The sequence below is a fragment of the Pseudomonas sp. EA_35y_Pfl2_R111 genome (genome assembly GCF_963970955.1).
In the GTDB taxonomy this organism is placed as follows: domain Bacteria; phylum Pseudomonadota; class Gammaproteobacteria; order Pseudomonadales; family Pseudomonadaceae; genus Aquipseudomonas.
On the sequence record NZ_CAXAOM010000001.1, the window covers coordinates 79,151 to 97,007 of the forward strand.

At 60.2% G+C, this 17,857-nt stretch carries 18 protein-coding genes and 1 pseudogene; 10 read left to right on the forward strand and 9 right to left on the reverse strand.

The window, feature by feature from the left end; all coding sequences use genetic code 11:
* The first annotated feature begins 26 nt into the window (after positions 1-26).
* From AACY25_RS00550 to AACY25_RS00570, 5 genes and pseudogenes are all read left to right on the forward strand, one after another.
* Positions 27-716: a crotonase/enoyl-CoA hydratase family protein gene (locus AACY25_RS00550; protein ID WP_339521876.1), complete on the forward strand. Its 690-nt coding sequence runs from the start codon at positions 27-29 to the stop codon at positions 714-716.
* 127 nt (positions 717-843) lie between these two features.
* Positions 844-1,224 (forward strand): annotated as a pseudogene (locus AACY25_RS00555) (methyl-accepting chemotaxis protein); the annotation flags it as partial.
* A gap of 62 nt (positions 1,225-1,286) precedes the next feature.
* Entirely contained in the window at positions 1,287-2,117 is an 831-nt protein-coding gene (locus AACY25_RS00560; protein ID WP_339521878.1) for a substrate-binding periplasmic protein, read from the forward strand.
* A 101-nt stretch (positions 2,118-2,218) separates the two neighbouring features.
* Positions 2,219-2,941 carry a 1-acylglycerol-3-phosphate O-acyltransferase gene (locus AACY25_RS00565; RefSeq protein ID WP_339521879.1) on the forward strand — a complete coding sequence of 241 codons (723 nt, stop codon included), beginning with the start codon at positions 2,219-2,221 and terminating at the stop codon, positions 2,939-2,941.
* 143 nt (positions 2,942-3,084) lie between these two features.
* Positions 3,085-4,056 (forward strand): magnesium and cobalt transport protein CorA, encoded by a 972-nt coding sequence (locus tag AACY25_RS00570; RefSeq protein ID WP_339521880.1) that lies wholly within the window; start codon positions 3,085-3,087, stop codon positions 4,054-4,056.
* Between the two features lie 99 nt (positions 4,057-4,155).
* On the opposite strand, the gene AACY25_RS00575 is transcribed toward AACY25_RS00570, so the two are convergent.
* A complete protein-coding gene (locus AACY25_RS00575) occupies positions 4,156-4,884 on the reverse strand; it encodes an amidotransferase (protein WP_339521881.1) in 729 nt (242 codons plus the stop codon).
* A gap of 221 nt (positions 4,885-5,105) precedes the next feature.
* Here AACY25_RS00575 and AACY25_RS00580 point away from each other — a divergent pair, with 221 nt between their 5' ends.
* Positions 5,106-5,240 carry a hypothetical protein gene (locus AACY25_RS00580; RefSeq protein WP_339521882.1) on the forward strand — a complete coding sequence of 45 codons (135 nt, stop codon included), beginning with the start codon at positions 5,106-5,108 and terminating at the stop codon, positions 5,238-5,240.
* Between the two features lie 26 nt (positions 5,241-5,266).
* Positions 5,267-5,464, forward strand: a complete 198-nt coding sequence (gene ptrC / locus AACY25_RS00585; RefSeq protein WP_090385536.1) for a type III secretion system co-regulatory protein PtrC — start codon at positions 5,267-5,269, stop codon at positions 5,462-5,464.
* 3 nt (positions 5,465-5,467) lie between these two features.
* Here ptrC and AACY25_RS00590 read toward each other — a convergent pair whose 3' ends face one another.
* The 3 genes from AACY25_RS00590 to AACY25_RS00600 form a co-directional block, all read right to left on the reverse strand.
* Positions 5,468-5,869 (reverse strand): lysozyme inhibitor LprI family protein, encoded by a 402-nt coding sequence (locus AACY25_RS00590; RefSeq protein ID WP_339521884.1) that lies wholly within the window; start codon positions 5,867-5,869, stop codon positions 5,468-5,470.
* A 146-nt stretch (positions 5,870-6,015) separates the two neighbouring features.
* A complete protein-coding gene (locus AACY25_RS00595) occupies positions 6,016-8,160 on the reverse strand; it encodes a 3-hydroxyacyl-CoA dehydrogenase NAD-binding domain-containing protein (RefSeq protein WP_339521885.1) in 2,145 nt (714 codons plus the stop codon).
* A gap of 163 nt (positions 8,161-8,323) precedes the next feature.
* Positions 8,324-9,529, reverse strand: a complete 1,206-nt coding sequence (locus AACY25_RS00600) for an acetyl-CoA C-acetyltransferase (protein WP_339521887.1) — start codon at positions 9,527-9,529, stop codon at positions 8,324-8,326.
* Positions 9,530-10,347: 818 nt separating this feature from the next.
* Between AACY25_RS00600 and AACY25_RS00605 the strand changes: the two genes are divergently transcribed.
* The 3 genes from AACY25_RS00605 (at position 10,348) to AACY25_RS00615 (ending at position 12,824) form a co-directional block, all read left to right on the forward strand.
* Entirely contained in the window at positions 10,348-10,707 is a 360-nt protein-coding gene (locus tag AACY25_RS00605) for a rhodanese-like domain-containing protein (RefSeq protein ID WP_339521888.1), read from the forward strand.
* The gene (locus AACY25_RS00610; RefSeq protein WP_339521889.1) at positions 10,704-11,528 is read left to right on the forward strand and encodes a c-type cytochrome; all 825 of its coding nucleotides are present in this window, start codon (positions 10,704-10,706) and stop codon (positions 11,526-11,528) included. The genes AACY25_RS00605 and AACY25_RS00610 overlap by 4 nt, the downstream gene beginning before the upstream one ends.
* Positions 11,529-11,696: 168 nt before the next feature.
* Positions 11,697-12,824, forward strand: a complete 1,128-nt coding sequence (locus AACY25_RS00615; RefSeq protein WP_339521890.1) for a mechanosensitive ion channel family protein — start codon at positions 11,697-11,699, stop codon at positions 12,822-12,824.
* Between the two features lie 516 nt (positions 12,825-13,340).
* On the opposite strand, the gene AACY25_RS00620 is transcribed toward AACY25_RS00615, so the two are convergent.
* The 5 genes from AACY25_RS00620 to AACY25_RS00640 form a co-directional block, all read right to left on the reverse strand.
* Positions 13,341-14,138 (reverse strand): transglutaminase family protein, encoded by a 798-nt coding sequence (locus AACY25_RS00620; RefSeq protein WP_339521891.1) that lies wholly within the window; start codon positions 14,136-14,138, stop codon positions 13,341-13,343.
* The gene (locus AACY25_RS00625; protein WP_339413770.1) at positions 14,135-15,085 is read right to left on the reverse strand and encodes an alpha-E domain-containing protein; all 951 of its coding nucleotides are present in this window, start codon (positions 15,083-15,085) and stop codon (positions 14,135-14,137) included. Before AACY25_RS00625 ends, AACY25_RS00620 begins: the two co-directional genes overlap by 4 nt.
* On the reverse strand, positions 15,079-16,497 hold the full coding sequence (locus AACY25_RS00630; RefSeq protein ID WP_339521893.1) for a circularly permuted type 2 ATP-grasp protein: 1,419 nt from the start codon (positions 16,495-16,497) through the stop codon (positions 15,079-15,081). The genes AACY25_RS00625 and AACY25_RS00630 overlap by 7 nt, the downstream gene beginning before the upstream one ends.
* Before the next feature lie 167 nt (positions 16,498-16,664).
* Entirely contained in the window at positions 16,665-17,372 is a 708-nt protein-coding gene (locus AACY25_RS00635; protein WP_339521894.1) for a type 1 glutamine amidotransferase, read from the reverse strand.
* 111 nt (positions 17,373-17,483) lie between these two features.
* Positions 17,484-17,819, reverse strand: coding sequence for a ribonuclease E inhibitor RraB (locus AACY25_RS00640; RefSeq protein WP_108490342.1), 336 nt, complete (start codon positions 17,817-17,819; stop codon positions 17,484-17,486).
* Between the last annotated feature and the right edge of the window lie 38 nt (positions 17,820-17,857).

Below are 17,857 nucleotides of genomic sequence, written 5' to 3' on the forward strand. Positions count from 1 at the left end.
TGCACTTCAGCACAAGGAACCCGACCATGAGCGACCTGATCAGCTACCAACTCGACGATGGCATTGCCACCCTGACCCTGTGTAATGGCAAGGTGAATGCCATCTCCCCGGATGTGATCACTGCCTTCAATGCCGCTCTGGATCGCGCCGTGCAGGACAAGGCCATCGTGATCATCACCGGCCAGCCGGGCATTCTTTCGGGCGGTTACGACCTCAAAGTGATGACCTCCAGCCCGCAGAATGCCATCGACCTGGTTGCCTCCGGCTCCACCCTGGCGCGCCGTATGCTCGCACACCCCTTCCCGATCATCGTCGCCTGCCCAGGCCACGCGGTGGCCAAGGGTGCCTTTATTCTGCTTTCGTCTGACTACCGCATCGGCGTCGAAGGCCCGTTCAGCATCGGCCTCAACGAAGTACAGATCGGCATGACCATGCACCACGCCGGCATCGAGCTGGCCCGTGACCGTCTGCGTAAATCGGCTTTCCATCGCTCGGTGATCAACGGTGAGATGTTCGACCCGCAAAGCGCGGTCGATGCCGGCTTCCTCGATAAGGTAGTGCCGGCTGAGCAGCTGCATGCCACCGCGCTGGCAGTTGCCCAACAGATGAAGAAGATCAACATGACCGCGCACAAAAACACCAAGCTGAAAGTGCGCAAGGCGCTGCTCGAGGCCCTCGATCAGGCGGTCGATCTGGACAAGAAGCACATGGGGTAAAGCCCCGGCAACACACGAAGCCCGGTCCATGTGCCGGGCTTTTGCATTTAACGGCAAGCTCCACAGAGGCGATCAACGAGCTGGCCACACTCAGTCACAACATCGAGTCTGATCACCCGCATTGCCGACCAACGTGCTGGCCCTTAGTGTCGCCATCGAAGCCGCGCGCGCTGGTGAGTCCGGGCGAGGTTTTGCAGTGGTCGCCGATGAGGTACGCTCGCTAGCCTCGCACACCCAGCAGTCGACTCAGAAAGTCCGCCAGATGATCGACCAGCTGCAATCCGGGGTGAAACAGGCCGAGTCGCGCATGCAACAGAGCCGTGACACCGCCAGCAAGACCGCCGAGCAACAGAGCGCCACAACCGAAGAGATCAACCGCAACACCAGCAATATCCGCAACATCAGCCATGAAGTGGCCGCCGGCGCCGAAGAACAGGTACTTCAATGCCCCGTGATGGTCGAACAAGTCGGTCAGCAGGACCATCTGCTCGGGCGCTTCAAGGTCTGAGCACCCAGACACCGGGCTGCACCTGTGCGTGCAACCAGCGCCAACCGATAAGGAGATTGGACATGCGCATACTCGTAACCTGGCTACTGTGCCTGGCAATGCAGGGCATCGCCCAGGCACAAACACCCATCAGTGTTACGGTGCTGTGTGACGCCAGTTATCCACCCTATAGCTATGCCGAAAACGGCGAGGCCAAAGGCCTGTACAGCGAGATCCTGCGTGCAGCGTTCGCGCACATGCCGGACTATCACGTCAATATCCGCCCCGTGCCCTGGCCACGCGGACTGGCGGCGCTGGAAAAAGGCACAAGCTTTGCCCTGTTCCCGCCCTATCACCGCCCCGTGGAACGTCCGTGGATGGATTACTCACGGCCAATTTTGGAAGAAAGCGTGGTGGCCTTCGTGCGCGCCGAACTGGCTCAGCAGCGCGCCATCGAAGATTTCCCGGCGGCCTACGCCGGCCTGCGCATCGGCCTCAACCGCGGCTTCAATATTATCGCCGCGCCCAGTTACAAGAGCATGCTCGCGGCTGGCGAGGTGCAGCAGAGCTACGCCACGAACAACCGCACCAACCTGCTGCAACTTAGGCGCAAGCGCATCGATGTGTATATCAATGATCGCCTGTCGATCCTCTGGGAGCTGCAGCAGATGCGCAGCGAAGGCCTGTTTGCCAGCAGTGGGCTGGACTGGCTGGTTGAAGGGCCGAAGCTGTCCAGCGAGCACGGTCATCTGGGCTATACCCGCATCAATGAACAGGCCTACCCCTACAAGCAGGACTTTATGCAGCAGCTGGATCAGGCCCTGCTGGCCCTTAAACAGGATGGCAGCATCACCCGCCTGGCCCAACGCTATAGCTCGATTGAGCTGCTACCCGCCACCAGCAAAGGGCTGTAGTGAGGACGCAACAAGCGGTAACGACCTCTGATCAGCATCAATTGCCGAAAGCAGTGCACGCCCGTACACTGCGCGCCTTTTTCCTATGACGGGCGTACCAAATGCTTTTTCTTCTGCGCATGCTGGCGATGGGCGTGCACTTTATCCTCGCCGGCATCCTGGGCCTGTTGCTCGGCCTGTGCCGTCCGTTCAATCCAGATAACAGCCGCCTATGCGCACGCCTCTACAGCATCCCGGCGCAGTGGCTGCTGCGCTGGAAGCTGAAGACCGATGTGCACAGTCTGGAGCACCAGCACTCCTGCGTGATCGTCGCCAACCACCAGTCCAACTACGACCTCTACGTGCTCGGCCGTGTAGTGCCCAAGCGCACCGTGAGCATCGGCAAGAAGAGCCTGAAGTGGGTGCCGTTCTTCGGCCAGCTGTACTGGCTGGCCGGCAATGTGCTGCTCGACCGTGGCAACGCAGTTCGCGCCAAGCAGGCCATGCTCACCACCACCGACACGCTCAAGCACAAAGACACCTCGATCTGGGTATTCGCCGAAGGCACGCGCAACCTGGGCAAAGGTCTGCTGCCGTTCAAGAAAGGCGCATTCCAGATGGCGATTGCCGCCGGCGTGCCGATTATCCCGGTGTGCGTCAGCACCTACGTCAACCACCTCCAGCTCAACCGCTGGAACAGCGGCGAGATCATGATCCGCTCGCTGCCGGCCATCCCCACCGCCGGCCTGAGCCAGGATGACTTGCCGCAGCTGCTCGAAACCTGCCGCACGCAGATGCAGCAGTGCATCGACGCCATGGATCAGCAGCTCAGCCACAGCGTCTGACGCTACCGGTAACGCCCCAAAAGCCCAGCCACGCGCTGGGCTTTTTATTGCTGGGCGCAGCCTGCGCTGCAGCCGTTTACTCACACCGGCGGCGAGCAAGTCGCTAAGCTGCGTACTGAGGTCACCGATAATAAGGAAACACTATGGGTCGCGTTGTTGCCGCCGCTGTTTACAGCAAGGGCAAGAAAGTCACCAATATCAGCCTCGACGAAGGCAAGCCATGGTCGAAGAAACCGGGGCATTTCGTCTGGATCGGCCTGCATGATCCCTGTTCAGAGGAGCTGATCAGCCTGCAGCAGCAGTTCGACCTGCATGAATTAGCGCTGGAAGACGCCCTGCAGCGGCACACCCGGCCCAAACTGGAAACCTTCGGCGATGCGCTGTTTATGGTGCTCTACTCACCCATTGTGCTCAACGACGAGCTGACCTTTGTCGAAACCCAGTTATTCGCCGGCAGCGGTTACATCATCAGCGCCCGTTACGGCGAATCCGCGCCCTACTCCCAGGTGCGCCAACGCTGCGAGGCGCGCCCGCTGCTGCTTGAGCACGGCGAAGATTTCGTGCTCTACGCCCTGCTCAGCTTCGTGATCGAGAACTACCGTCCGTTAATGGACAACTACCACGTCGAGCTAGAGGAGGTGGAACAGCACGTGCTGAAAAACCCACTGAGCCAGGATGATGTCGAGCGCATCCAAGGCCTGCGCCGTGACCTACTGCGGTTGCGCCGCTATATTGGGCCGCTGGCAGAAATCTGCAAAGAACTGCAGCGCCTCGACTTCCCGTTTATCGACAAGAACATGCGCCCTTACTTTCGTGATGTGGCGATTCACGTCAACCGCCTGCTGGAAGACCTGACCGGTCTACGCGAGATGGCCGACCACGCCATCGAGATCGGCCTGCTGCTGGAGTCCTCCCGACAAAGCGTCACGCAGCGCAAATTCGCCGCCTGGGCAGCGATCCTGGCCTTCCCCACGGCGGTGGCGGGGATCTACGGGATGAATTTTCAGAACATGCCTGAGCTTGCCTGGCAGTACGGCTATTTCGGCGTACTCGGTTTGATCACCACCGGCTGCGTCGCGCTTTACGTCAGCTTTAAGCGTTCCGGCTGGCTATAAAAATCGCTTAAAGCAATTGTTAACCTCGCGTATCAGCGGCCCGCTGGCTGCCATAAAAAAGCCCGCTCAGTTGAGCGGGCTTTTACGTGCAGCCGCCGGTTACTCGGCCAGGCCGGCACGGCCCTGAGCGACAAAGCGCATCATCCACTCGGCCACGGTGTGGCCCTGGTGGTCGTGCTGCAGGCTGTCGATACCCTTGGAGTAGGCAGGCTCGCCGATATGCAGCTGACGCAGGTCGAGCAGCGCGCGCGAGTAGTCATGCACAAACTCGGGGTGGCCCTGGAAGCACAGCACCTGATCGCCGATGCAGTAGGAGGCAATCGGGCAGAATTCGCTGCTGGCCAGCAAGGTGGCGTTTAGCGGCAATTGGGTGACCTGATCCTGGTGGCTGATCAGCAGCGTCAGGTCTTCAAGATCGGGGCTCATCCAGGTCGGCTTGCCTGCCATGCGGTACTGATGAATACCCACACCCCAACCCTGCACCGCGCGCTCGGCCTTGCCGCCCAGCAGCAGCGCCAGCAGCTGATGACCGAAACACACGCCGAGCAGTTTGTCGCCACGGTTGTAGCGCTCCAGCAGGTAGGTTTTCAGCGTCTGGATCCAGGCATCGGCACCAAAGGAGTCCGCCTTGCTGCCCGTCACCAGATAGGCATCGTAGCGCTCGCTGTCCGGCGGGTAATGCCCCTCCATCACGTTGTACACCTTGAACTCGGCAGCAATCGGCTGACGGGCGAACAACTGCTCGAACATACGGCCATAACTGTCGTATTGGTCGACCAATTCAGGGCGAAGAACATCGGTTTCCAGGATGCAGATCTGCAGCGGCATATGGGCGGTTACCTAGGGCGCAGGAGGGTTGTTTTACCAGCGCGCAAGCGTGCCTGCTGACAGGCTGCAAGGCAATAGCTGCGGGCTAAACCCGACCAATTACCCGAGGCCCATCAGCGCCCTCGATAGTCACCATAAGCACCATTCACTTCTGTCGATAGCGGCACGCGCAGATGATCTGGCCATCGGGCACTGCGCCCAACCAACCAGAGGACATCAGCATGACCAGTTTCTCCGCCATCGCCAGCCTGCTTGCCGCATCCGCCTTTAACAGCAATCACAGTGCGAGCAGCCAGCGCCAAGCCGAAAAAGTCCAAACCGCACAACTCAAAGCTGACCAGAACGCCGGTAAATAACGTCACACCGAAATCAGGAGAACGCCATGAGCATCGCCCAATCGCTGAGCAACCAGAACGTCTATGGCGTGACCTACGCCACTGTCGACGGCAGTGGCATCCACTTCGAGTCCGAGCTGGCCATCCAGCTCAGCGATGGCACGCTGACCACCCTGCGCATGCCCACTCACCTGAGCGAGCGTCAGGCCATTCAGCAACTGGTCTGCGGCCGTCAGGCCTGCTGACAGTTATTGCGCTGGCATCGGGCAGCTGAGGTCGCCTTCTTCACAGACGGCCAGCTGCTCCAGCTCCTTGACCCGCGCCGCGGTCTTTTGCGTTAGGCAGCCGTTAAGCACCATCGGATAGGCCGAACCACCCTCCACCGACGCCGACTCGAACGCGCAGGCCAGGTCGCGGAACTTGATCCAGGCCAGCTGCACCTCCTTGAGTTGCTGCTTCTGTCCATCATCCAGACGCTTACGGTAATCGCCGTACGGTTGATTCAGCCGCTTGTCCTGAGTGGCATACTCCGCTGCCGCGCACTGGTTGAGGGTGAACTGATCCATGGCATCGGCGCAGTCATCCGCCCACACCGGCGTGGCCAATAAGCCCAGACTGATTGCCAGCGCACTGCTTATCCTAATGTTCATAACACCTCCCTTGCGCCACACTGGCGTGGCCGTTGCAGCAGTCTAGTGCTGTAGCCATAAATAGGCTGGTCTTCCATAAACTACAGGCCATAAAAAAACCGGCTCACAGGGAGCCGGTTCAGTACATCAGTCTTAACACGACGGCATTAGAAGCTCTGGTTTTTCGCCGCCTTTTCCAGCAGCAGCGCCGGCGGTAGGAAGCGCTCACCATACTGCTCAGCCAGGTACTGGGCGCGGGCGACAAAGTCCTTCACCCCGTACTGGTTGATAAACTGCAGCGCGCCGCCGCTCCAGGCGGCAAAACCGATACCCATGATCGAGCCGATATTGGCGTCCGCAACCGACTTCAATACGCCCTCTTCCACGCAGCGCACGGTTTCGATGGCCTGGATAAACAGGATGCGATCACGTACGTCGATCTGCGAGATCTGCGCATCGCACTTCTCAAAACGCGCTTTCAGCTCCGGCCACAGGTGCTTCTTGCCGCCTGCAGGGTAATCGTAGAAGCCGCTACCCGCCGCCTTGCCGGGCCGCTTGTACTCGTTGAGCATCATGTCGATCACCGCAAACGCCGGGTGCTCGGGAATCTGCTTGCCTTCGGCTGCGAGGTCCTTGATGGTCTGCTGACGGATATGGTTCATCAGGCTCATCGACACTTCATCGCTGATCGCCAGCGGGCCGACCGGCATGCCGGCCTTGCGCGCTTCGTTCTCGATCATCGCCGCGCTCACGCCTTCGCCCAGCATGGCCAAGCCTTCGTTGGTGAAGGTGCCAAACACCCGCGAGGTAAAGAAGCCGCGGCTGTCGTTGACCACGATCGGGGTCTTCTTGATCTGCATCACGTAGTCGAAACCGCGTGCCAGGGTTTCGTCGCTGGTGTGCTCGCCCTTGATGATTTCCACCAGCGGCATCTTGTCCACCGGGCTGAAGAAATGCAGGCCGATAAACTTGTCCTGCTTCTGCACCGCGTTGGCCAGGCCGGTGATCGGCAGGGTCGAGGTGTTGGAGGCGATCACCGCATCAGACAGCGCCGCACGCTCGGCAGCCGCAGTGACATTGGCCTTGAGGTCACGATCCTCAAATACCGCTTCGATAATCAGGTCGCAGCCTTCGAAGTCGGCGTCACTGATGGTGGGTTTGATCCGCGCCAGAATGCCATCGCGCTTGTCGGCGCTCATCTGGCCACGGCCGACCTTCTTCTCCAGCAGCTTGGCCGAGTAATCCTTGCCCTTCTCGGCCGCCTCGATAGAGATGTCCTTGAGCACCACCTCGATACCGGCCACCGCCGACACATAGGCAATACCCGCGCCCATCATGCCGGCACCAAGCACGCCGATCTTCTTGGTTACGTAGGGCTCGAAACCTTGCGGGCGGGAGCCGCCGGCGTTGATTTCATTGAGCTGGAACCAGAAGGTGCCAATCATGTTCTTCGCCACCTGGCCGGTAGTCAGCTCGGTGAAGTAGCGCGCTTCGATAATCTGCGCGGTGTCGAAGTCGACCTGCGCACCCTCGACGGCGGCGCACATAATCTTCTCCGGCGCGGGGAAACAGCCCTTGGTTTTATCACGCAATACGCTCGGCGCGATGGCGAGCATCTGCGCCACATTCGGGCTGGACGGCGTACCGCCGGGGATCTTGTAACCGGCGACATCCCATGGCTGTTTCGCCGCCGGGTTGGCGGCGATCCAGGCGCGGGCCTTGGCCAGCAGGTCATCCTTGTCGGAAGCCAGCTCGTGGATCAAGCCCGCCTTGAGCGCGGCATCGGGACGGACCTTTTTGCCTTCGGCCAGATACGGCAGGGCTTTTTCCAGACCGAGCAGGCGCACCATACGCACCACCCCACCACCGCCCGGCAGCAGACCGAGGGTTACTTCCGGCAGGCCGAGCTGGATGCTGGAGCTGTCCAGGGCGATACGGTGATGGCAGGCCAGGGCAATTTCCCAGCCGCCGCCCAAAGCAGCACCATTGATCGCAGCCACCACTGGTTTACCCAGGCATTCCAGGCGGCGCAGTTGGCCCTTGATATTGAGGATCATCTGGTAGAAGGCCGGCGCGTCGGCCTTGGTCACCTTGATCAGCTCGTTGAGGTCGCCGCCGGCGAAGAAGGTCTTCTTCGCGGAGGTGACAATCACCCCGGCGATGGCATCTTTTTCGGCTTCCAGGCGCTCGACGATCGTGCCCATGGCCTCGCGGTACACCGCGTTCATGGTGTTGGCGCTCTGGCCGGGCATGTCCATGGTCAGAACGACGATATTGTCCTGGCCTTTTTCGTAACGGATGGCGTCAGTCATTTCTATTCACTTCCCAAATGTCGGGGGAGCGCTTCAGGGGCGTCACGAGCGAAGGTCAGGCAAGGCGGAAATCATTCGGAAAGCGGAGTTTGCTGGTGCAAATGAGCATTTCCGGAGGATTTCCAACGCAGCATGGCCGAGCGCAGTAGCCCGTGATAGCTCCTTAAATACGTTCAATGATGGTGGCAATACCCATACCGCCGCCCACACAGAGGGTGGCCAGGCCGTAGCGCAGCTGGCGCTTCTCCAGCTCGTCGAGCAGGGTGCCGAGGATGGCGCAACCGGTCGCGCCCAGTGGGTGACCCATGGCGATGGAGCCGCCGTTGACGTTGACCTTGTCCTCGCTGACGCCCATGTCCTTCATAAACTTCATCACCACCGAAGCAAACGCCTCGTTGACCTCGAACAGGTCGATGTCATTGACGTTCAACCCAGCCTTGGCCAAAGCCTTGCGGGTGGCCGGCGCTGGGCCGGTGAGCATGATGGTCGGGTCGGTACTGGTCACGGCAGTGGCGACGATGCGCGCGCGCGGCTTCAATCCCAGCTCTTTGCCTTTGGCAGCGCTGCCGATCAGCATCAGGGCCGAACCGTCGACGATGCCGGAGCTGTTGCCTGGGGTGTGTACGTGGTTGATCTGCTCGACATGGCTGTAAACACGCAGCGCGGTGCTGTCGAAGCCCATCTGGCCCATCATCTCGAAGCTCGGCTTGAGCTTGCCCAGGCCTTCGAGGGTGGATTCGCCACGGATAAATTCGTCGTGGTCGAGCAGCACGATGCCATTCTGGTCCGCCACCGGGATCAGCGATTTTTTGAACGAACCATCCTTACTGGCGCGAGCGGCTTTCTGCTGCGAGCGCAGAGCGAAGCTGTCGACGTCCGTGCGGCTAAAGCCTTCCAGAGTGGCGATCAGGTCCGCGCCGATGCCCTGGGGGGTGAAATGGGTGTGCATATTGGTCGCCGGGTCCATCACCCAGGCGCCGCCGTCGGAGCCCATGGGAATGCGCGACATCGACTCGACGCCGCCAACTACCACTAGGTCCTCGAAACCGGAACGCACCTTCATCGCGCCCATGTTCACCGCTTCCAGGCCCGAGGCGCAGAAACGGTTGAGCTGCACGCCCGACACGCTGACATCCCAATCGGCAACCATGGCCGCGGTCTTGGCAATGTCCGCGCCCTGATCACCCACCGGCGTTACGCAGCCGAGCACGATGTCATCGACCTGGCTGGTGTCCAGGTTATTGCGCGCTTGCAGCGCCTTGAGCAGGCCGGCGATCAGGTCTACAGGCTTGACGCTGTATAGCGCGCCGTCCTTCTTGCCTTTGCCGCGGGGCGTGCGCACTGCATCGAAAATAAATGCTTCGGTCATGGCGTCCTCAGACCTCCAATGGAGGGTGGCTGATGGCGCAGGTGGGGCCCACGCCTGTTTTTGTTGAGTGGTAGGCCGTTGAAAAACGTCGGCGAGGCAGGAAAGACAAGGCAAAAACAGGCGAGGAAGCGGAGTTTACGAGCTGTAAATGAGTATTCCGAGCCTGTTTTTAACGCCGTATTGCCAACGTAGGTAGTTTTTCAACGGCCTGCGGGGCCCACCATACGCCGGGCGGGGGCAGTCTCAATGACCGAAGTGCTCAGGCCTATTGACCACTCAGCTCAGACAAACGGTCAATCACTGGACGAAGGCCAACAAGCACGTCTAGCTCAAGGCCCGCTTGCCTGTTGCAGGCCCCGCGTCATAACCGCTGGCAACTAGCCCGCGCACCTTAGTAATCAAGGCGTCTATAGCAAGACGCTGCGCGCCCCTACAGTTGAATCAAGCCACCGGCAAATAGAGCGCAGGTCGGCTGTTGTAGGCGTCGTCGCCGGGTTTTGCCGGGGCGGCTTGAATGATCAACACGAGGCGTGGCGTCGCATCCGCATACAGAGCAAGACAGCGACGACCACCCGCAAAAAACAACAAGGCAAACCGCCATGTTCAATCCAGTGAAAATGCGTCAGGCAGGCATGATCGTGTTTGCCACCACAGTCATTCTGATTCTTCCCAACCTGACCCGTTTGGTCAGCTAAACCGCTGATTTCCTGCCCTGCCTGCCACCGTGGAGTGAGCCGGCAGCGGCAGCGCAACCTCTACAAATGCGTGCAAAGCAGCGCCTGTGCTAGGGTGATTTCAATCACCCCAAGGAGCACGCCATGCGCACCCTATTTGCCACCCTCAGCCTGCTGGTCAGCCTGCCTCTGCTGGCTGGAGAAGCCGAGCTCAGCGCCGCCGTTGTCGCCCTGCAATCACCGGAAAGCGTGCTGATCGATGTCCGCACCGCCGAAGAATTCGCCGCAGGCGCATTGCCCGGAGCCGAGCAGATCGAGCATGAACAGATCGCCAGCCGCATCAGCGCCCTCGCCCCGGACAAGGACACCCCGATCGTGCTGTATTGCCGCAGCGGCCGTCGCTCCGGCATCGCCGAAGAAAGCCTGCGCGCCATGGGTTACAGCAACCTGATCAACGCCGGCGGCTATGACGAACTAAAGCTCGCCCTGGAGTCGCAGGATTGAACAAACGCGCTCTCGCTATCGCCCTGCTCGCCCTCTTACCCTTCACTTATCTGCACGCCGCCGAACTGACCCTAGAACTGGGCAACGGCAGCCAGCGCTTGAGCAGCGCCCAACTGCTCGCCCACTCGCAGGCGCAAAGCGTCGAGATCAGCGACGACGTCAGCTACAAACGCAGCATGCGCTACCGCGCCGTACCGCTGGCCGCGCTGCTGGAAGCTGTACAACCGGGCGATCACCTGCAACTGGTGGCCAGCGACGGCTTTGCCGCCGAACTCTCCGCCGCCCCCGCGCTTAGCCAAACTGGCAGCAAAGCCTGGCTGGCCATCGAAGACCCAGCAGAGCCCTGGCCCGCCCTGGGTACCGGCAAACCCAGCGCCGGGCCGTTCTACCTGGTATGGCAAAACCCGGCAGCCAGCCAGATCGGCCCCGAGCAATGGCCATTCCAGCTGGCCACCATCCGCAAACTGGCCCCGGTGGCGCAGCGCTTCCCGCAACTGCTGCCAGCGGCCGACGCCAGCCCGGCGGTGCAGGCCGGTTTTGCCCAGTACCAGAAGAACTGCATGGCCTGCCATCGCCTGAATGGCGCCGGCGACTCGCAATTCGGCCCGGACCTGAATATTCCGCATAACCCGACGGAGTATTTCAGCGGCGACTTTCTAACCCGCTATATCCGCGACCCGCAGAGCTTACGGCGCTGGCCGCAGGGCAAGATGCCAGGGTTTAGCGAAGCGCTAGTAAGCCGCATAGAGCTCGCCAACTTATTGGACTATCTCTCGCATATGGCGGGCCGCAAAACAGCCGGTGAGTTGCCGGTGAATTGAGCCAATAAGCGAAGTGAGTCGATTACGGAAATGACCTACCCCAACTGGGGTGCCTGCTCAAACCGACGGAACTTATTGACGCCACAACCGACCGAATAACTGGAACGTCTTTTTGCCGACGGCGTATGGGGGCATAGGCACGCCCCTCCAGCGGAGGTTGTGATAACGATGGAAAATTGGGAATTCTGGCTCAATCAAACCCTTTGGATGAATATTGCCATTGTGACGATTGCCACTTTGGTGATCTACACAGTGATGCGCGCCCTGGTGGCCCGGCTAAGCGCGCATATGGCGACCTGGGCAGAGAAACGCCACAAGCTGAGTTATCGGCTAATAGCCGAAATATTCCGTCAGACCAGCCGCTTACTGCTCTTCGCATTTTCTCTACTGCTTGCTCTGAAGCTGGTGGAACTCTCCGACAAATGGGAGTCCGGCCTTAGTCATGGCTGGTTCGTGGCCCTGTCGCTACAGATCGCGCTGTGGTTTGACAGCGGCATACGCCTGTGGGCAAACAGTTTGCTAACACAGCCCGATGGCGGCACACGCAATCCGGTAACGACCACTATTATCGCGGTCATGGTTCGTATGCTGGTATGGACGGTCATGTTGCTGTCGATCCTGGCCAACCTTGGCGTGGACATTACTGCCTTGGTCGCGAGCCTCGGCGTCGGCGGTATCGCAGTGGCACTGGCGGTGCAAACGCTGCTTAGCGATGTGTTTGCGTCGCTATCAATCGGCGTCGACAAGCCGTTTGTGATTGGCGATTTCGTGGTATTCGGCGACGTAGCCGGCTCAATTGAGCATATCGGTTTGAAAACTACGCGCATCCGCAGCCTCAGCGGCGAGCAGATTGTCTGCTCGAACGCCGAATTGCTACGCCAGACGCTGCACAACTACAAGCGCATGAACACCCGCCGAATCGTCTTCAAATTTGGCATCACCTACAACACACCGACCGAGAAAGTTCGCGAAGTCAGCCAATTAGTGGCCGATGTGATTAGGGCCGTACCAGATACAAAGTTTGATCGCGCACATTTTCTGGCATTCGACGATTACCAGCTGACATTTGAGGTGGTCTATTTAGTGCTGAGTTCGGACTACAACAAGTACATGGATATCCAGCAGGAAATAAACCTGGGCCTGTTACAGGGCCTGCGCGATCTCGAAGTGCAGTTCGCCTTCCCGACCTACAGCCTGGAATTCATCGGCGGCACCCTGCCGGATATACGCATCGCAGAACCACCTCGCGTACAGCCACAGAGCAACGGCAACGCCCAGAGCCCGCAGATGCAGTAGGCGGCTCCAGTTCGTAGGATGGGTCGGGCCGCGCAGGTGGAGTAACGCGATACCCATCAAATCGCTGTGCTGTTGCGTTTGGTTTACCCCAAAAAGCGTGTATAGACGCCAAACGCCCCTTCAGGAGGGTGAACAGAATCGTTGTGTAGAGGGGTAAGCCGCATGGATGCGGCGAAAGGGCTGGGCGCCACCGCGATAAAGGGCCAGGGACGGCCCTTGTACGCCGACCCTCGGAGCAATGATTCTGTTCACGAACTCTGCCGCAGGCAGGGCCGGATGTCGGGGCTAGACCTTTTGGCTCCTTTGGGGGCAATTGCCAAAAGGGACTCGCCCGTAAGGGGCGAAACCAAAACTAAAAGCCGACTGCAGCAAGTGAACTGCACAGCAATCCAAAGAAGCGTCAAAAGGAACAACGGCGACCACCGCTTGGTGGGTTACATGGCGCTCAAGCTCCGAGTTGCACAATCAATCTCAGATCAGCGCCACTAACCCACCCTACGCGGCCAGCACCACGCCTTACTGCTGTTGCACCTGCAACAACGGCGCTACATCCACCTGCGCGTGCATCTGCTCGATACCGCCACCGCGGCGCATGCCGCGTACCGGGCAGGCATCCAGATAATCCAGGCCTACGGCCAACTTCAAATGCCGCTCCGGCTTGGCCAGGCAGTTGGTTACGTCAAAGCTGTACCAGGCGCCATCCAGCCAGGCTTCGGCCCAGGCGTGGCTGGCCAGGTGGTCTTCGCTGTCGGTAAACAGATAACCCGAAACATAACGCGCCGGAACGCCCAGGCTGCGCGCGCAGGCCAGAAAGGCGTGGGCGTGGTCCTGGCAGACGCCCCTGCCGCCGGAGAAGGCCTCGCTGGCGCTGGTTTCTACGGCGGTGGCGCCGGGCTGGTAGCTGATGTGCGCATTCAGCGCGTACATCAGGTCGATCAGGCCGCTGCGGTCAGCGCGGCTGTGGCTTTGCAACTGGGCGAACTCGCGCAGGGCGACGTCGGCTTCGGTCAGGCGGGTAAAGCGCAGAAACGGCCAGGCCGACTGGCTTTCGTGCTCGGCTTCGCGCGACTCGTCAATTTCCACCTGGCCATGGGCGCCGATGACGATGGACTCGTGCGGCTCATCCAGGGTCAGCACGTGCAGGATATTGCCATAGGGGTCGATCTGCGCACGCACCGGACGCGGCAAACTTAATGCCCAGCTGAGCACGTGCTGGCGCTCACTGTCGTGCGGGGTCATGCGCAAATACTGGATGCTATTGCGTACCTGATCTTGGTAGCGATAGGTAGTGTCGTGGCTGATTGACAGTCTCATGCGACCTCCAGGTAGGAGCTTTGGATGGCTTGACCTAGCTGGCGAACCAGCAGGATGAAATCGGTGAGCCAGGCGTGCAGGCCCTCGTCGAGCACTTCTTCGATGCTGGTGTAACGCAGCCGTGCTTCCAGTTCGGCAGCCAGGCGCTGGGCTGGGCGGCCGTTGTCACCGGGCAGGCTGGCGAGCATCAGGTTGAGCTCGTCCATGCAGGCACGCAGCGAGCGCGGTATGTCGGCGCGCAGCAGCAACAGTTCGGAGACTTTGCGCGTACCAGGCGAGCCACGATATATCTCGGCAAATGCCTCGAATGACGACAGAGCGCGTAGCAGCGCGGTCCACTGGTAGTAGCTACGCGCTGGGCGGCCGTCGATTTCGTCGATGTCCTCACCGAGCATTTCATAGCGCGCATCGATCAGGCGCAGGGTATTGTCGGCGCGTTCGATAAAGGTGCCCAACCGGATAAAACGGTACGGGTCGCCACGCATGATGGTGCCGAAGGTGGCGCCACGAAACAGGTGCGAGCGCTCCTTGACCCACTCACAGAAGCGGCTGATACCGTAACGCCCCAGACCCTCTTCGGCGATACCGCGAATCTCCAGCCAGGTGGCATTGATGTTTTCCCACATGTCGGCGGTGATCCGCCCGCGCACTGCGTGAGCGTTGCTGCGTGCAGCCTGCAGGCAGCAATAAATGCTCCCCGGGTTGCTCGCATCCAAGGCGAAGAAATCCAGCATGCGCTCGGCATGCATCGGGCCGTGGCGCGCCAGGTATTCATCCAGGGTGCCGGTAATCAGCAGCGGCAGGGCCAGTTCTTCCAGGCCATCGCCGCGGCCGTCTTGTGGCATCAACGACAGCGAGTAGCTGACATCCAGCATGCGTGCCAGGTTCTCCGCACGTTCCAAGTAGCGCGACATCCAGTACAGATCAGAGGCCGTTCGGCTCAGCATGGTGAATCCTCCACGATCCAGGTGTCTTTAGTACCGCCACCTTGGGACGAATTGACCACCAGCGAGCCTTCGCGCAATGCCACGCGGGTCAGGCCGCCAGGGACGATGCGAGTTTCCTTGCCCGACAGAACGAACGGGCGCAGGTCGATATGCCGCGGTGCAATACCGCGCTCAACAAAGGTCGGACAGGTCGACAGGCACAGTGTCGGCTGAGCGATATAGGCTTCTGGCCGGGCGATCAGCCGCGTGCGGAATTCTGCTATCTCGGCCTTGCTGGCCGCGGGACCAACCAACATGCCGTAGCCGCCAGAACCCTGTGTTTCCTTAACCACCAGCTGCTCCAGATTGGCCAGCACGTGGGAAAGCTCGGCCGGTTTTCGGCACTGAAAGGTCGGCACGTTCTTCAGGATCGGCTCTTCGCTCAGGTAAAAGCGGATCATGTCGTCGACATAGGGATAGACCGATTTATCGTCCGCCACGCCAGTGCCTACAGCATTGGCCAGCACCACGTTGCCGCTGCGGTAGCAGGCCAGCAGGCCGGGTACGCCGAGCATGGAGCCCGGATTGAACGCCAGCGGGTCAAGGAAGGCATCGTCGAGGCGACGGTAGATCACATCCACCTGTTTGGCCCCAGATGTGGTGCGCATAAAGAGCTTGTCGTCGCGCACAAACAGGTCTGCGCCCTCGACCAACTCCACGCCCATCTCACGGGAGAGGAAGGCATGCTCGAAGTACGTGCTATTGAAGCGCCCCGGCGTCAGCACCACGACATTGGGGTTATCCAACGGGCTGGAGGATTTGAGCGTATCGAGGAGCAAGTTGGGGTAGTGGTCAACCGGCGCCACGCGCTGAGCGGCGAACAGCTCGGGGAACAGGCGCATCATCATCTTGCGGTCTTCGAGCATGTAGCTGACGCCGCTGGGCGTGCGTAGATTGTCTTCCAGCACGTAGTAGCTACCGTCGCCATCACGCACCAGATCGACGCCGGCGATGTGCGCGTAAAGGTCGCGGTGCAGGTTGAGGCCCTGCATGGCGATCTGGTAGCCCTCATTGGCCAGCACTTGCTCAGCCGGAACAATGCCGGCTTTGATGATGCGCTGGTCGTGGTAAAGGTCGCCAAGGAACATATTCAGCGCCTGCACGCGCTGGATGCAGCCGCGTTCGACGACGCGCCATTCGCTGGCCGGAATGCTGCGTGGAATGATGTCGAATGGAATCAGGCGCTCGGTGCCCTGATCATCGCCGTACAGGGTGAAGGTGATACCCGCGCGGTGGAACAGCAGGTCGGCTTCACGGCGGCGCTGGGCCAGCAGTTCATCCGGGGTATCCGCTAACCAGCGGGCAAAAGCTTGATAGTGCGGGCGGACAGCGCCACTCGCGTCGTACATCTCGTCATAAAAGATGCGGGCCATGCCGTACTCCTTGTCACCCGGACATGGAGAGAGCATTGCAAAGCCCGCGCCACTACTAAAAAATGTTAAATTTCAACAGGTTAAATAAAACACGTAATCATTGCGCACCAAGATGAGACGCGTCACTGACTTGCCTATCACTGGCCGCGCCATTTTATGGCGGCGGCTTACAAACCGGCCAAATGCAGCCAGTGGCGATAGAAGCCTCCGGCCACGCGATTCAGTTGGGCGACTTTGGCTGGCAGTTGGTCGAGTATCTGCGCCCTGCTCTGCTGGCTGGGTTGGCTTTCATCCAGCAGGTGGTGCCAGTCGCCGAGCCACTGGCGCACCAGGGCTTCGTCCATTTCCGGATGGCCTTGCAAGGCCAGCAGCTTATCGCCCCAGGCAAACGCCTGGTTGCTGCACCAGGGGCTGCTAAGCAAAGGCTGCGCACCGGCGGGAATGGCAAAGCTGTCGCCGTGCCACTGAAACATCGGGAACTGTCCGGGCAAGTGCTGCAGCCAGGGGCTGGGGGCAGCGTGGTCGAGACGGGTCAGCGGCTGCCAGCCGCTTTCGGTATAGGGCATGCGGCTGATTTCCGCCCCTAGGGCCTTGGCCAGCAGCTGACCACCCAGGCAATGGCCGATCAGCGGAATATCTCGGTGGATAAAATGCTGCAGCGCGGCCACTTCGGTCTGCAGCCATGGCAGCGGATCATTGACGCTCATCGGCCCGCCCATGATGGCCACGGCCTTGGGCCGGTCGAGGTCGAGGCCCTGCAACTCGCCAAGGTCCGCGCGCAGCACGGTAAAAGGATGGCCCGCTTGTTCCAGCACCTTGCCCAGGTGGGCCGGCGGGCAGTAATCAATGTGGGTAAAAATCAGGATATCGGTCATGCGCCAAGTCTGAAGCAAAGCGCAGGCTGGGGTCGAGGGACGATTGGCTGGGGATAGTGTGCGGGGGTTGAAATGACACTGGCCAGCTTATGGCTGGCCAGTGTGCAGACTTCAGGGCTGCCTTACCTCCTGGGTAACGCCCCACCCATCTAATTTGCCGCCAAGCGGCGCCACGACGGACTCCAGATCATGCTCGAAGTCATCGATGCCGTGGTATGTCGCGAACATTACTTTACTGACTTGCAGGTGCCAGACACCGTCATCACGCTCGGTCACCAGGGCGTGTAAAGACTCACCTCGAAATTTGCGGGTCGCCATACGGGCCCGCTCCTCATCAGGGAAAAGGGCGTAGAACTCGATGGGATGGAAGCTGGCAAAGTCGAAGCCACCCTCCTTCATCCGCCGTAAAACCCCGTTACTGACATCATCGTGCAAGGCTGTGCTCATGAAGTGACCTCCTCAGGCGATGGATAAATTTACAGGAC

Coding starts and splice junctions, on each gene's coding strand:
- ptrC (WP_090385536.1), top strand. CDS start 5,267: ATGAGCATCGCCCAATCGCTGAGCAACCAGAACGTCTATGGCGTGACC.
- AACY25_RS00630 (WP_339521893.1), bottom strand. CDS start 16,497: ATGGCCCGCATCTTTTATGACGAGATGTACGACGCGAGTGGCGCTGTC.
- AACY25_RS00620 (WP_339521891.1), bottom strand. CDS start 14,138: ATGAGACTGTCAATCAGCCACGACACTACCTATCGCTACCAAGATCAG.
- AACY25_RS00600 (WP_339521887.1), bottom strand. CDS start 9,529: ATGACCGAAGCATTTATTTTCGATGCAGTGCGCACGCCCCGCGGCAAA.
- AACY25_RS00560 (WP_339521878.1), top strand. CDS start 1,287: ATGCGCATACTCGTAACCTGGCTACTGTGCCTGGCAATGCAGGGCATC.
- AACY25_RS00615 (WP_339521890.1), top strand. CDS start 11,697: ATGGAAAATTGGGAATTCTGGCTCAATCAAACCCTTTGGATGAATATT.
- AACY25_RS00635 (WP_339521894.1), bottom strand. CDS start 17,372: ATGACCGATATCCTGATTTTTACCCACATTGATTACTGCCCGCCGGCC.
- AACY25_RS00625 (WP_339413770.1), bottom strand. CDS start 15,085: ATGCTGAGCCGAACGGCCTCTGATCTGTACTGGATGTCGCGCTACTTG.
- AACY25_RS00640 (WP_108490342.1), bottom strand. CDS start 17,819: ATGAGCACAGCCTTGCACGATGATGTCAGTAACGGGGTTTTACGGCGG.
- AACY25_RS00550 (WP_339521876.1), top strand. CDS start 27: ATGAGCGACCTGATCAGCTACCAACTCGACGATGGCATTGCCACCCTG.
- AACY25_RS00565 (WP_339521879.1), top strand. CDS start 2,219: ATGCTTTTTCTTCTGCGCATGCTGGCGATGGGCGTGCACTTTATCCTC.
- AACY25_RS00570 (WP_339521880.1), top strand. CDS start 3,085: ATGGGTCGCGTTGTTGCCGCCGCTGTTTACAGCAAGGGCAAGAAAGTC.
- AACY25_RS00605 (WP_339521888.1), top strand. CDS start 10,348: ATGCGCACCCTATTTGCCACCCTCAGCCTGCTGGTCAGCCTGCCTCTG.
- AACY25_RS00590 (WP_339521884.1), bottom strand. CDS start 5,869: ATGAACATTAGGATAAGCAGTGCGCTGGCAATCAGTCTGGGCTTATTG.
- AACY25_RS00575 (WP_339521881.1), bottom strand. CDS start 4,884: ATGCCGCTGCAGATCTGCATCCTGGAAACCGATGTTCTTCGCCCTGAA.
- AACY25_RS00595 (WP_339521885.1), bottom strand. CDS start 8,160: ATGACTGACGCCATCCGTTACGAAAAAGGCCAGGACAATATCGTCGTT.
- AACY25_RS00580 (WP_339521882.1), top strand. CDS start 5,106: ATGACCAGTTTCTCCGCCATCGCCAGCCTGCTTGCCGCATCCGCCTTT.